This is a genomic window from Clostridium chromiireducens (genome assembly GCF_002029255.1).
GTDB lineage: Bacteria > Bacillota > Clostridia > Clostridiales > Clostridiaceae > Clostridium > Clostridium chromiireducens.
Window position 1 is genome coordinate 1 of the sequence record NZ_MZGT01000105.1, and the last position, 12,444, is coordinate 12,444.

The 12,444-nt window shown below is 28.5% G+C and carries 15 protein-coding genes and 1 riboswitch; of the genes, 11 read left to right on the forward strand and 4 right to left on the reverse strand.

Annotated elements, in window-relative coordinates; all coding sequences use genetic code 11:
- The first annotated feature begins 158 nt into the window (after positions 1-158).
- The 3 genes from CLCHR_RS22330 (at position 159) to CLCHR_RS22340 (ending at position 2,497) form a co-directional block, all read left to right on the forward strand.
- Positions 159-776, forward strand: coding sequence for a DeoR/GlpR family DNA-binding transcription regulator (locus CLCHR_RS22330; RefSeq protein WP_079442109.1), 618 nt, complete (start codon positions 159-161; stop codon positions 774-776).
- A gap of 96 nt (positions 777-872) precedes the next feature.
- Positions 873-1,634 (forward strand): DeoR/GlpR family DNA-binding transcription regulator, encoded by a 762-nt coding sequence (locus CLCHR_RS22335; RefSeq protein WP_079442110.1) that lies wholly within the window; start codon positions 873-875, stop codon positions 1,632-1,634.
- A gap of 59 nt (positions 1,635-1,693) precedes the next feature.
- Positions 1,694-2,497 (forward strand): Cof-type HAD-IIB family hydrolase, encoded by an 804-nt coding sequence (locus CLCHR_RS22340; protein WP_079442111.1) that lies wholly within the window; start codon positions 1,694-1,696, stop codon positions 2,495-2,497.
- 87 nt (positions 2,498-2,584) lie between these two features.
- Here the strand turns inward: CLCHR_RS22340 and CLCHR_RS22345 are convergent, their stop codons facing one another.
- Positions 2,585-3,508: an ArsR/SmtB family transcription factor gene (locus CLCHR_RS22345; RefSeq protein ID WP_079442112.1), complete on the reverse strand. Its 924-nt coding sequence runs from the start codon at positions 3,506-3,508 to the stop codon at positions 2,585-2,587.
- A gap of 325 nt (positions 3,509-3,833) precedes the next feature.
- On the opposite strand from CLCHR_RS22345, the gene CLCHR_RS22350 reads away from it, so the two are divergent.
- Genes CLCHR_RS22350 through CLCHR_RS25710 form a run of 3 tightly spaced genes read left to right on the forward strand, consistent with a single transcriptional unit; the run spans position 3,834 to position 5,704 of the window.
- A complete protein-coding gene (locus CLCHR_RS22350) occupies positions 3,834-5,309 on the forward strand; it encodes an alpha-N-arabinofuranosidase (RefSeq protein ID WP_079442113.1) in 1,476 nt (491 codons plus the stop codon).
- A 1-nt stretch (position 5,310) separates the two neighbouring features.
- On the forward strand, positions 5,311-5,565 hold the full coding sequence (locus tag CLCHR_RS22355; protein ID WP_079442114.1) for a DUF6171 family protein: 255 nt from the start codon (positions 5,311-5,313) through the stop codon (positions 5,563-5,565).
- A 43-nt stretch (positions 5,566-5,608) separates the two neighbouring features.
- Positions 5,609-5,704, forward strand: coding sequence for a hypothetical protein (locus CLCHR_RS25710; protein ID WP_423236649.1), 96 nt, complete (start codon positions 5,609-5,611; stop codon positions 5,702-5,704).
- Positions 5,705-5,856: 152 nt separating this feature from the next.
- Here the strand turns inward: CLCHR_RS25710 and CLCHR_RS22360 are convergent, their stop codons facing one another.
- A complete protein-coding gene (locus tag CLCHR_RS22360; RefSeq protein ID WP_079442115.1) occupies positions 5,857-6,654 on the reverse strand; it encodes an IclR family transcriptional regulator in 798 nt (265 codons plus the stop codon).
- 358 nt (positions 6,655-7,012) lie between these two features.
- On the opposite strand from CLCHR_RS22360, the gene CLCHR_RS22365 reads away from it, so the two are divergent.
- Entirely contained in the window at positions 7,013-7,960 is a 948-nt protein-coding gene (locus CLCHR_RS22365; protein WP_079442116.1) for a sugar kinase, read from the forward strand.
- 46 nt (positions 7,961-8,006) lie between these two features.
- Positions 8,007-8,633: a bifunctional 4-hydroxy-2-oxoglutarate aldolase/2-dehydro-3-deoxy-phosphogluconate aldolase gene (locus tag CLCHR_RS22370; protein WP_079442117.1), complete on the forward strand. Its 627-nt coding sequence runs from the start codon at positions 8,007-8,009 to the stop codon at positions 8,631-8,633.
- Positions 8,634-8,737: 104 nt separating this feature from the next.
- Here CLCHR_RS22370 and CLCHR_RS22375 read toward each other — a convergent pair whose 3' ends face one another.
- Together CLCHR_RS22375 and CLCHR_RS22380 are read right to left on the reverse strand one after the other, a co-directional pair.
- The gene (locus tag CLCHR_RS22375) at positions 8,738-9,388 is read right to left on the reverse strand and encodes a flavodoxin family protein (protein WP_079442118.1); all 651 of its coding nucleotides are present in this window, start codon (positions 9,386-9,388) and stop codon (positions 8,738-8,740) included.
- A 12-nt stretch (positions 9,389-9,400) separates the two neighbouring features.
- The gene (locus CLCHR_RS22380; protein ID WP_079442119.1) at positions 9,401-9,913 is read right to left on the reverse strand and encodes a flavodoxin family protein; all 513 of its coding nucleotides are present in this window, start codon (positions 9,911-9,913) and stop codon (positions 9,401-9,403) included.
- A 205-nt stretch (positions 9,914-10,118) separates the two neighbouring features.
- Between CLCHR_RS22380 and CLCHR_RS22385 the strand changes: the two genes are divergently transcribed.
- The 3 genes from CLCHR_RS22385 to CLCHR_RS22395 all read left to right on the forward strand — a co-directional run bounded on the left by CLCHR_RS22385 (position 10,119) and on the right by CLCHR_RS22395 (position 12,211).
- Entirely contained in the window at positions 10,119-10,712 is a 594-nt protein-coding gene (locus CLCHR_RS22385; RefSeq protein ID WP_079442120.1) for a TetR/AcrR family transcriptional regulator, read from the forward strand.
- 133 nt (positions 10,713-10,845) lie between these two features.
- Positions 10,846-11,235, forward strand: a complete 390-nt coding sequence (locus CLCHR_RS22390; RefSeq protein WP_079442121.1) for a bacteriohemerythrin — start codon at positions 10,846-10,848, stop codon at positions 11,233-11,235.
- 96 nt (positions 11,236-11,331) lie between these two features.
- Positions 11,332-11,448, forward strand: a riboswitch (FMN riboswitch).
- A gap of 181 nt (positions 11,449-11,629) precedes the next feature.
- Complete coding sequence (locus tag CLCHR_RS22395) at positions 11,630-12,211, forward strand: ECF transporter S component (RefSeq protein ID WP_079442122.1); 582 nt, start codon at positions 11,630-11,632, stop codon at positions 12,209-12,211.
- The last annotated feature ends 233 nt before the right edge of the window (positions 12,212-12,444 follow it).

Below are 12,444 nucleotides of genomic sequence, written 5' to 3' on the forward strand. Positions count from 1 at the left end.
GTATTAGTTATATTATAAAATAAATTTAACTATTTTTCAAATATTAGTAAGTTTAAAATGCTGTTTTAAAAGGCATTTATAGATTGATTGAAATATATATACTTAAAAGTGTTGAAAAAATACTTTAAATAACTTATAATTACTTATGAGGTGGTTATGTGATTGAAAAAGATAGATATGAAAATTTCAAGGAAGATAATGCATGCTCATATAAGGAAAGACTGAAATTAAATGTTAATGAAAAAAGAAGAATTGTCGAGAAAGCTATGAAATTTATTCATAATAATGGGACATATTTCTTTGATGTTTCTACGAGTGTTGAATTTCTTGCTAGAGCTTTAGATAAAAAGGTTACTGTGTTTACTCATTCGATAGATAACTTTAATATACTTTCTGAAAAAAGTGATATAATAGTAAATTTAATTGCTGGAGAATTCAATAAAAAGAATCGCTTTTTTTATAAAACAAATTATGAGAGATGCTTAAACGGAATTAAATTTGATTCAGCATTTTTAGGAGCTAGCGCTATAAAAAGTGATGGTATATATTATGAAAACGAGGAAGATGCTTATATTAAGAGTGAGATAGTAAAGAGATCTGAGAAAGTAATTTTGCTTGCCGAACATCAAAAATATGAAAAATATGCTTACTATAAGGGATTAGATTTAGATCAAGCAAACATTATTATAGTTGATCCAATATCAGTTTCCTCTTTTAGTAATATTATAGTGTCAAATAATATCAAAATTAATCCTAAAAGTCTAGTTATTATATAGAACAAGTATATATCTAACTAGTGAGATTACAGAAATGAATCGGAATATTAAGTAGTTAATTTTATATGCTTATATTAATTGAGAAAAGGTGATTTAATGTATCAAGAAGAAAGACTATTAAAAGTATTAGAATATCTAAATGAACATAATTATATGTCTATTCATGACATATGTAAGATGTTTAATGTATCAAGGGATACTGCACGTCGTGATATTGTAAAACTTATAAATGAAGGCACTGCAATTAGGACTCATGGAGGAATTAGCTTGCCTATATTAAAAAATACTATTAAAGAATATAAGGAAAGAATTGAAGCATATTCTGAAGAGAAAAAAGATATTGCAAGAAGGGCCCTAGAATTCATAGAAGAAGGTAAGCATTATTTCTTTGATGTTTCTACGATAGTAAGTTTTCTAGCACAAGAAGTTAATAAGCCTATTTGGGTGCTTACACATTCTCTTGATAACATAGAAATACTTTCGGAAAAAGAGGAGATTGACGTGCATTGTGTAGGTGGGTACCTTAATAGAAAAAATAGATTTTTTTATAGGGCAGATAGTACAAGTTACCTTGATAAAATGAGGTTTGATACAGCGATATTAGGAGCAGCATCTATAACAGAAGATGGAATATACTATGTTGATGAAGAAGATGCATTAACCAAGCAGATAGCAGCCCAAAAATCTAATAAGGTAATTGTTCTTGCCGAATATGATAAATTTAAATGTTTAAGTTATTATAAAGGATTAGATTGGGAACAAATTGATGTAATTATTACTGATAAAATACCGCCATCTGTTTTTGTAGAGATCATTGAATCACATGATATTCAACTGATAATCGCTAATAATATATAGTTCTTAAGTAATTGTAAGTAATTTATATTCTATAATAAATAGTTTAAGGGGATGAGTATATGAAGAATTTAAAAATGGTATGCTTAGATATCGATGGAACTTTATTAAATTCAAAGCATGAGATTACAGAAAAGGTGAAAAGTACTATAAATGTAGTTGCAAATGAGAAGAAAATACCTGTAATTTTAGTTTCAGCAAGAATGCCTAAAGGTATAAAGTTTCTGCAAAAAGAACTTGGAATAGAGGAACCAATTATTTGTTACAGCGGGTCTTTGATTTTAGATAAGGATAATGATGTATTAGCCAAAGAATTCATAGACGTATCTGACCTTGAAGAAATATATAAATTAACTAGTAAGAACAATATTCACATGAGCTTATATAAAGATGATGAATGGTATATAGAGGAATTAGATTATTGGGCTAGACAAGAAAGTGAAATAACAAATATTATTCCCAATATAATTAATTTTAAAGAATTAATAGAAAAGTGGAAAAAAGATAGATTAGGGCCAAATAAGATTTTATGTATGTCTAAGCCAGAAGAAATAAATTTCTTAAAAGAAAATATTAAGGGAATTAATTTAAATATATATCCGTCTAAGCCAACATATTTAGAAATTATGCCGACAAAGGCATCAAAAACATCTGCAATCAATTGTCTGCAAAAGAAATATAATATAGTTAGGTCAGAAATTATAACAATGGGCGATAATTACAACGATATTGATATGTTAGAGTATGCAGGAATTGGAGTGGCAATGGGGAATGCGCCAGAAGAGGTGAAGATACATGCCGATGACATAACTTTGACTAATGATGAAAATGGTGTTGCAGAGGCGTTAATAAAATATATTATTTAACAACAAAAAGGGGAAGGTTTTGTGAAGTATTTTATTTCAAACTATCACAAAATCGTCCCTTTTTTAGGTATTAATAAATATTCATAGTTAAGATTTTTGAATTTCGTAGAATGTCTGCATTTTAATAGATTGATTATAATCACCAAATCCTTCACCAAATAAGGTGAAACCTCCGACATTTTTAGTATCCTTAGGAACAGAAAATCTAAAAGTTATAGTGCTAGTATAATCTATACTAAGCTCATCAATTGTGGTTTCAGAGATTTTATAGCCGCCATCAATAAAAGTCCCATCTTTATTAATTGACAAAGTCTTAAGTCTTCCATACTGATTGCAGATTTCAGGCCACCAGTTAGGAGTAAATCTTCCACGTCTAGCACCAAAATCTCCAGGGCTTACCCAATAACCTAGGTCAATATTATTAATCGAAAAATGTATATCAGACGGATAATTTTCATTGTAACCTGGGCTTTCAGATGAGATCTCAAAAGAAAGCTGTAATTCTGTTAGTTTTTGTCCAGCAGTTAAGTGGTTTGGAAGATTATATTCTATAAACCCTGTAGTAAACCATAAAACTGAGGCTTGAAAATGTTCAGGAAATAAGAAATAACGAGGATCGTCAAATTCACCAATAATATGATCTTTCGTTGAAATTCCACAAGTGGCTGTAATTTGACAGTTTGAATAGCAGCCTACTTCAATTTCATCTTTATATGAGGCAATATCTAATTTCTTAGGAAGCAAGTCTATTACCATCATATCATGAAGTGGTTTGCAAATTTTCATAGAACCACGTTTCCCAGACATAGTATGGATTTCTATTAAACCAACTTCTTCTAGCTTTTTAATATGAAGAGATATAGCACTATTAGTTAAATTAAGCATTGTAGCTAAATCATTTAAGTTTTTATCGCCATCTTCATATAATATTTCCATTATTTTAAGACGCATAGGAGCACCAAGGGCCTTGAAAACTTCACTGGCATCTTTCATTGATTCAAAATGTAACATAAATTTTCCTTTCTAAATCAGAGGTAGATTTTAGTATTTAATAAATAGTAAACCAAAATTCAGCAGAAATTATACCTTAACAAGGATATCAATAATTACTTTAACTTATAACTTAAATAAATAAGAATTGAAATATATGCATCTCATAAATGATAACTGAATTATAGCAAAAATGATAATGCTTGTAAATCAATAAGGAATAGGGATAATGAGGATAAAAAATATATAAAATGCATTGACGACATTATTTGGTTATAGTATATTATAAATAAAGTTAAATTAAAACTTAAATATTAAAGTATTTACTTAAATAAAGGGGGATATTATGAGCAAGCTATTTGTAAACGTGCAAAATAAAAAAGGAAAGATTAATAAAGAAATTTATGGACACTTTTCAGAACATTTAGGTAGATGTATATACGAAGGATTATATGTAGGTGAAGATTCTAAAATTCCTAATACAAATGGAATGAGAAATGATGTAGTACAAGCTTTAAAAGAAATGAAAATACCAGTACTTCGTTGGCCAGGCGGATGTTTTGCTGATGAATATCACTGGAAAGATGGAATTGGACAAAAAGAAAATCGTAAAAAAATGATAAATACTCACTGGGGTGGAGTTGTAGAAGATAATAGCTTTGGTACTCATGAATTTATGGAACTATGTAGACAACTTGAATGTGAACCATACATAAATGGTAACGTAGGAAGTGGAACTGTTCAAGAAATGTCTGAGTGGGTTGAATACTTAACATTTGAAGGTATCTCTCCAATGGCTGATCTTAGAAAGAAAAATGGTAATGAAGATGCCTGGAAGGTAAAATATTTTGGCGTTGGTAATGAAAATTGGGGCTGTGGTGGTAATATGACACCAGAATATTATGCGAATGAGTATAGAAGATATCAAACTTATTGTAGAAATTATGCTGATAATAAACTTTATAAAATAGCTTGTGGAGCAAATGCAGACGATTATGATTGGACAGATGTTTTGATGAAGAATGCAAGTAATTTCATGGATGGATTATCTCTTCATTACTATACCATTACAAAGAATTGGGTAGAAAAAGGCGCTGCAGCTAAATTTGACGAAAAAGAATGGTATACAACATTAAAGAAGACATTAAAGATGGAAGAGTTAATTTATAGACATGGTGCTATAATGGATCGATATGATCCAGAAAAAAAAGTTGGATTAATAATTGATGAATGGGGAACTTGGTTTGATGTTGAAGTTGGAACTAACCCAGGATTTTTATATCAACAAAACACAATGAGAGATGCTTTAGTTGCAGGTATTAACTTAAATATCTTTAACAAAAACTGTGATAGAGTTAAGATGGCAAATATTGCTCAATTAGTAAATGTACTTCAATCTGTTATTTTAACAGAAGGAGAAAAAATGGTATTAACACCAACTTACCATGTATTTAATATGTATAAAAGCCATCAAGAAGCAACACTTGTTGAAAGCTATATAGAAACTCAAGATATTGGAGTTGAAGAAGAAAATCAAGTGCCTAATTTACATGAATCAGTATCTGTAGATGCAGAAGGAAGAATTAATGTAACGTTAAATAACTTATCTGTTTCTGAGTCTTATGACATACAAGGAATCTTTGCGGACAGAGAAATCAAATCTGTAAAAGGTACAATTCTATCAAATGAAATGGGCGCTTACAATGATTTTGACGCACCAGAAGTAGTGAAACCTGCAGAATTTATAGATTTCAAGATTACAAATAAAGGGGTCGACTTTAAGATTCCTAAATGTAGTGTGATTCACTTAGTAATAGAATAATATGAAACAGAGATTTTGTAAAAAATGCTTATTAGATGAGATATTTGAAGAAAGAGAATATCAGCATATGCAGGATTATATTAAAAATTTAGATAAGCATATAAAAACAGAAGATGAAGCATATAAAAAACGACTAGGAATATGTATGCAATGCGATAATTTAATTAACGGCATGTGTAAAATTTGTGGTTGCTTTGTTGAGATGAGAGCAGCAATTAAGAAAAATTATTGCCCTGATATAGAAAAGTACTGGTAAAATAATCATAATAAAAAGAAATAGATCAAGATTTATCAGAGGGATCCGTAAGTGGAAAAAATTTAAAGGATATTTCTTTAATACCTGCAAATGCAAAGAAATCGAAGATTATATAAGAAGTATTACAATCATTTTGTAATTAAATTAATGATAGCAAAAACTATATATAATACTCTTTAATCATATATAATAATATCCCATAAATTAATAATGGCCTTATCAAGCACAAGTTTTAAACCTATCTCTAAGTGCTTGATAAGGCTAAAATAATTGAAATTTCCAACCTTTACTTTAAGAATGAACATATCCCATAAGTCTACTAATTTTATTAGCGACGTTCATAAATTCATTTTTGTAATTTAGTAGATCTTCGATAGTATTAAATATAGTAACTGATGAAAGGCTAATCGAAGCAATAATTTTATTAGTTCGATCAAAGATAGGCACAGCTATACATATTACACCTGTATCATATTCAATATTATCTAGTGAATATAGATTTTTTCTTATATCGCGTATTTCTTCTAGAAGAATATCCACATCAATTATTGTATTTTCTGCATACTTTACAAATTCTGTATCTTTTAATATCTCTCTTATTTTATCATCAGAAAATTGAGACAGTAATAATTTACCAGAGGCAGTACAATAAATAGGTGCTTTTTTACCTATGCTGGAAGACATTATTATATTTCTACTAGTATTTTCAGAAGATACCTTATCCACATAAATTATGTTGGAAAATGATTCATCTGGAATACAAAGATGTATAACCTCATCAACTTTATTCGCAAAATCATATATATGAGGTCTAGCGACATTAATTAAATCCATACTACTTGTTATGGAAGAAGATAAGTTGAGAATTTTAATTCCAAGTTGATATTTATCATTTTCTTTATTTTGGGTAACATATTCTTTATATTTTAAAGTTGTAATTATTCTATGTATAGTACTTTTACTCAAACCTAAGCTTTTTGATAGTTCACCAATTCCGCATCCCTTTGGAGATTCTGCTAAACAATCCAGTATATCTAGAGCACGTTCTACAGATTGAACTAAATTAGAATTATTTAAATCCTCAGACATATTAAATCCTCCTGAATAATATTTTCTTTATATTACATTGTAATGTCTAAAGTAAATTTTAACAAATAGAAAATTTAAAGTTTTTATACTAGTATGATTGACAATTATGCGTGATAATATTAAAATTAAGATATAAATGAAACGGTGTTCCACTATGTGGAACGATATAAAAATAAAGTGAAGATAATATTAAGCCTAATAAAAAATTTAATAATGAGATATATAATATTTTTTAATTATATATGATATTAATTTCAAAATTAATCATAGCCTTATCAAGTATAAATATATAAACCTATCTCTACGTACTTGGTAAGGCTAAAAATAAATATATAAGTTGAAAGTGGTGTATTAATTTATGGACGTAATTACTATAGGAGATGCAATGATTGCAATGTGTCCTCAAGAAAAGGGACCAATAATATTTTGTGATACATTCAAAAGAAAATTAGGTGGAGCAGAATTAAATGTTGCAATGGGGTGTGCAAGATTAGGATTAAAATCAGGATGGATAAGTAGGCTTGGTAATGATGATTTTGGAAAACATATATTGAAAACTGCAAGAGGAGAAGGGATAGATACGTCAGAAGTTCAACTTGTAGATGGATATCCAACTTCAGTATATTTTAGAGAAGTTTTAGCAGACGGATCAAGTAGGTCATTTTACTACAGAGAAAAATCTCCTACAAGTACAATGAAGTGTGAAGATTTAAATGAGGAATATTTTAAGAGTGCAAAAGTACTCCATATCACGGGAGTATTTCCTTCAATAACTAATAATAATCAAGAAATTATATTAGAAGCAGTAAAACTCGCAAAGAAAAATAATCTGACTGTATCCTTTGATCCTAACATTAGATTAAAAATGTGGACAAAAGAAGAGGCAAAGGAATATATAGAAAAATTATTACCAGACGTGGATATTCTTTTAATAGGTGATGAAGAAATTGAAATATTATTAGGGGATGTAACTATAGAAGATGCAATCAAAACTTTCCATGGTTATGGAATTGGTAAGGTTGTAGTAAAAAAAGGAGCTAAGGGTGCTCTTGGTTCAGATGGAGAAAATATCTATGAAGTAGATGCTATTAAGCCAAAAGCATTAGTAGACACAGTAGGTGCTGGAGATGGATTTGCAGCAGGATTTTTAAATGCATTAATAAAGGGTGAAACTTTAGAAGGCTGTGTTAGATATGCAAATGCAGTTGGATCCCTAGTGGTTGGTGTTGAAGGTGATAATGAAGGATTACCTTACCATGAGGATGTTTTAGTACATTTAGGGCAAGCTAAAAAAATAGAAAGATAGAATTAAGATTAAAAATAATATTAAAATAATTAGATGAGGTGTTAAAATGTTCGAAAAAATTTATAATACATTAAAAGAAGAAAAAGCAGTTGCTGTTATTAGAACAAAGACATACGAAGAAGCAAAAGAAATAAGTATAGCAGCAATTAAAGGTGGAATGAACATTATAGAAGTAACAATGAGTGTTCCAAATGCACCTAAGTTAATAAAGGAATTAAAAGAAGAATATAAAAATGCTTGCGTTGGAGCAGGAACTGTATTAACTAAAGATGCTGTAGATGCATGTATTGAAAACAATGCTGATTTTATTGTTTCTCCTTGTATAGATGAAGAGGTAATAAGTTATGCAAATCAAAGAAAAGCATTAATAATACCAGGGTTAATGACAATGTCAGAATTAAATAAAGCTTATAAGTTAGGCTTAAGATTTATAAAAGTATTCCCAGGTAATGTTGTTGGAAAAGCGTTTATAGGAGCAGCAAAATCAATATTTCCAGACCTTAGCATAATGCCAACTGGTGGAGTAAACAAAGATAACATAGATGAATGGATACAAATTGGAGCAGACTGCAGCGGTATTGGTAGTGATTTGAATAAAGTATATAAAAGTAACGGAGCAGCAGGTGTTACAGAATATTGTGCTGAAGTTATAAGTAAAGTAAAAAGTCTATAAGAAAAAATATATAATTATTAATTAGCTTCTTAAATAATAACCATAATATATAGAATAATCCACATAGATATTAGTATTAACTATATTCTCTGTGGATTATTTATTTAATAGATCTGTTTATAAAGTTCTTTTGGATTTAAGCCGTTTTTCTTGGCCATAGATTTCCAACTCGAATTTCCGGCAATTTTAAATATAAATTTAGGCATCTTTGCATTAACAAGTATATTTTCTTTAGCAGGAGTAGAAGTCGAATTTTCTATATCTTCTTTTAATGCTAAATATGCATTGTAAACAGGTTTTTTCATTCGAGAATTAAGAGGCATATCTTTAGAGCCTTTCATAAATTCTCCCCCACCTATTCCAACTCCAAAGCGCCAATTGAAATCAAGTCTATCACAGAAGTGTTTCATAATATTAATTGCGGTTTTATTCTGAGTACCTTCTATAAAGCCGCAGTTGATAATACAATACATATCAAGTTTTATAGTACCATTTTCTTTAATAAAATCTTCAAAAGCAGCCATAAATTCTAACATAGTGCTGGGAAAACAATCAGCATATAAAGGGGAAACAAAAACAATTTTATTATAGGATGCAATTTCTTCAAACAATGATTTATCTTTCATAAATGTACCTATATAATATTCTTTCGCAGTAATATTTTTATCTAATAATTTCATTAATTCATTTATAAGATGGCTGGAAGTACCTTGTCCTTTTCTTGGGCTGCCATTTATAATGCATAATTTAGTCATTAATTTGACCTCCTATAAACTTTTTATTATTTTTTTTATATCTAATGGGGTTTTCACTACGTAAGCTTTATAATCGGAAAAGCATAAATTTGTAGCATTCCCCTTAATTAAATCTTTAAAGGTTTGCTCTTCTTCAGAAGTAACATCATCACCATATCCAATAACAATAAACTTAAGATTGTCATTATTATAACGAGGAAGATGATGAAGTTCACCATTAACTGTTTGAAAGAAAGGCAATAAAAATCCTATGGACCTATCAATAACATTTTTGACATAGGAAGTATAACATCCATACTTTATTTGAGTAATAATTACGAAAGTACCACCTTCTAAGATGTATTTAGGCATTTCAGTATAAGAATCTTCTATAATACATCTTCCAGGAGTTTTAATCCAGCAATTAAAGCAACCTATACACCCTTTAATATTGTTTATCTCTCTTGAGAGAATTTTAGATTCAGATGGCAGCAGTGGGATAATCTCCTTTGAATCTTTGTCATTTAAATCATGAACTAATAACATTATAAGTCCTCCTTATATTAATATTAATTTATATTCAATGTATAATTTATTTATGTTTACACTGTCAACTTGATAATATCATAACATCTTAAGTTTACAGTGTCAACATGCCGTGGTATTATATATATAATCTCGGTAAGTTATCATATAAGCGTAAGCTATATATTGTATATCTATAAAGGAATTTAGAAAAGAGGTTTATTAAATGCAAAATGATAAATATCACCATGGTGATTTGAGAGAAAGCTTAATTAGAATGGGATTAAAGCTATATAATGAAGAAGGTGCTGAGAAATTTTCTATTAGAAAGGTTGCGGCATTATGTAATGTAAGTCATGCGGCACCTTATAAACATTTTAAAAATAAAGAGGAGTTAATTAGCGCCATATCAGATTTTGTATTTAGTAATTTTGAGTATTCATTAAGCGAAATAGTAGAGAAATATAGAACTGATCCATATGAAAGAATTATTGAATTAGGAAAAAAGTATGTGATATTCATGGTAGAAAATCCGGATTATTTAAAATTTGCCTTTTCTCAAAATAATGAGTACGGAATAACTGTAGAGAATAATGAATTACAAAGCTCTGATTATGGTACATTCAATATTTTTAAAAATTGTGCAATTGATTTCTTGAAAAGTAAAAATGTAAAAGAGGAAAAATATATACAAGATATAATTGCTATGTGGGCAATGGTTCATGGTCTTGCAACTATGTTATCTAATAAGATGTTCATATATAAAGGAAATTATATTGAATTAGTTGAAGAAATATTAAGACAAAATATAACTTATTAATATAACTTATGTCATTAAAATCAATGAGTGAAAAAAATTAATCATAGTGACTTTGTCGGAAAAAAATGATATATTAATAAAAAATGGGCTTATTTAAAGTTGAATTTTTATTAGAAGGAAGGTTGATGTATTCATGTATGAAATGAAAGAAGAGTATAAAATTGGTATAGAACAGATTGATGAACAACATAAGAAACTTTTTGAATTAGCAGATAGGGCATATATACTATTAAAAGATGAGTTTGCAATTGATAAGTATGATAAAATAGTAGAAATACTAGACGAACTAAAGGATTATACTATTTTTCATTTTAAATCAGAAGAAGAATATATGGAGAGTATAGGTTATAAAAGGCTATTTACTCAAAAAATAGAACATGCAAAATTTATCGAGTCCCTTGAAAATATAGATTATAAACACATTGATGTAGATCAAGATGAAAGTTTAGTTAAAATTTTGAACTTTTTAAATGATTGGTTAACAGAACATATATTAAAAACAGATAAATTTATAGGACAATAATATATTAATTGAAATAGATATAAAAGTTAAGAATTAGTATATAGAAAAAGTATTGCATATTTTATTATATAATTATATAATAAAAGTAAATAAATATTATATCTTCAGGGCAGGGTGTGAATCCCTACCGGCGGTATAGCCCGCGAGCTTTATAAAAGCAGATTCGGTGTAACTCCGAAGCCGACAGTATAGTCTGGATGAAAGAAGGTAACCTATTAGGAATTAAGATTTTCTTTATTCTTATTTGTTTGAGTATATGCCCTGATGTATTTTGCATCAGGTTTTTTTATTTCATTTTATAAATCAAACAATTAAGTTATATAAAGTGAGAAGGTTTGAAAAGATTAAGCCTAATAAGCTACCCCAAGAAGATAAACTTTTGGGAGGCGTTAAAATGAACGAAAAAACAAGTAAACTAATCAAAATTTCTTTATTATCAGCAATTGCAATTATTCTTATGTATTTAGATTTTCCAATAATACCTGCATTTTCATGGTTGAAAATCGATTTAAGTGATGTACCAGCATTAGTAGGGGCATTTGGTTTTGGACCGATAGCTGGAGTTATAATAGAATTAATAAAAAATCTTTTGATTCCACTAATAAGAGGAAGCCAAACAGGATTCGTTGGAGAAACTGCAAACTTTTTATTTGGTGCTTCATTAATATTACCTGCATCATTTATCTATTATAGAAATAAAAGCAAAAAAAATGCGATATTAGGAATGATCATTGGTGGAGTTGTTATGGAGATAATGGGAATAGTGGGTAACATATACTTATTATTACCGGCTTATGGAATGAAAATGCCAGCGGATATGTTACAAAGCTATATTTGGGCATTGCTAGCGTTTAATGGTGTAAAGGCTATTATGGTATCAGTATTAACATATATATTGTATAAAAAAGTGTCTGTATCAATTTTTAAGGCTGAGCCAAACTTTGGTGGATCAGGAAAGAAGACAAAAACTGTATAATAATAGTGTAGTTTATTAAAGGTTATAACAAGATTTTGAAAATTTTGTTATAGCCTTTTATTTAGTTTTAGTTCATATGTGATATTATTCACAACGCCTTTCTTTTTTACCAAGCCAAAACCAATATAATATTTCAAAATTATTATATTTTACTTAAAAATAAAAAATCAATATTAATTAATAATTAATATTGATTAATAAAGGATTATTTAGTATTATATTAATATAAAGGT

What these genes read in the sequence shown, in the direction of transcription:
- CLCHR_RS22335 (WP_079442110.1), top strand. Translation starts at nt 873, where the DNA reads ATGTATCAAGAAGAAAGACTATTAAAAGTATTAGAATATCTAAATGAA.
- CLCHR_RS22340 (WP_079442111.1), top strand. Translation starts at nt 1,694, where the DNA reads ATGAAGAATTTAAAAATGGTATGCTTAGATATCGATGGAACTTTATTA.
- CLCHR_RS22345 (WP_079442112.1), bottom strand. Translation starts at nt 3,508, where the DNA reads ATGTTACATTTTGAATCAATGAAAGATGCCAGTGAAGTTTTCAAGGCC.
- CLCHR_RS22350 (WP_079442113.1), top strand. Translation starts at nt 3,834, where the DNA reads ATGAGCAAGCTATTTGTAAACGTGCAAAATAAAAAAGGAAAGATTAAT.
- CLCHR_RS22355 (WP_079442114.1), top strand. Translation starts at nt 5,311, where the DNA reads ATGAAACAGAGATTTTGTAAAAAATGCTTATTAGATGAGATATTTGAA.
- CLCHR_RS22360 (WP_079442115.1), bottom strand. Translation starts at nt 6,654, where the DNA reads ATGTCTGAGGATTTAAATAATTCTAATTTAGTTCAATCTGTAGAACGT.
- CLCHR_RS22365 (WP_079442116.1), top strand. Translation starts at nt 7,013, where the DNA reads ATGGACGTAATTACTATAGGAGATGCAATGATTGCAATGTGTCCTCAA.
- CLCHR_RS22370 (WP_079442117.1), top strand. Translation starts at nt 8,007, where the DNA reads ATGTTCGAAAAAATTTATAATACATTAAAAGAAGAAAAAGCAGTTGCT.
- CLCHR_RS22375 (WP_079442118.1), bottom strand. Translation starts at nt 9,388, where the DNA reads ATGACTAAATTATGCATTATAAATGGCAGCCCAAGAAAAGGACAAGGT.
- CLCHR_RS22380 (WP_079442119.1), bottom strand. Translation starts at nt 9,913, where the DNA reads ATGTTATTAGTTCATGATTTAAATGACAAAGATTCAAAGGAGATTATC.
- CLCHR_RS22385 (WP_079442120.1), top strand. Translation starts at nt 10,119, where the DNA reads ATGCAAAATGATAAATATCACCATGGTGATTTGAGAGAAAGCTTAATT.
- CLCHR_RS22390 (WP_079442121.1), top strand. Translation starts at nt 10,846, where the DNA reads ATGTATGAAATGAAAGAAGAGTATAAAATTGGTATAGAACAGATTGAT.
- CLCHR_RS22395 (WP_079442122.1), top strand. Translation starts at nt 11,630, where the DNA reads ATGAACGAAAAAACAAGTAAACTAATCAAAATTTCTTTATTATCAGCA.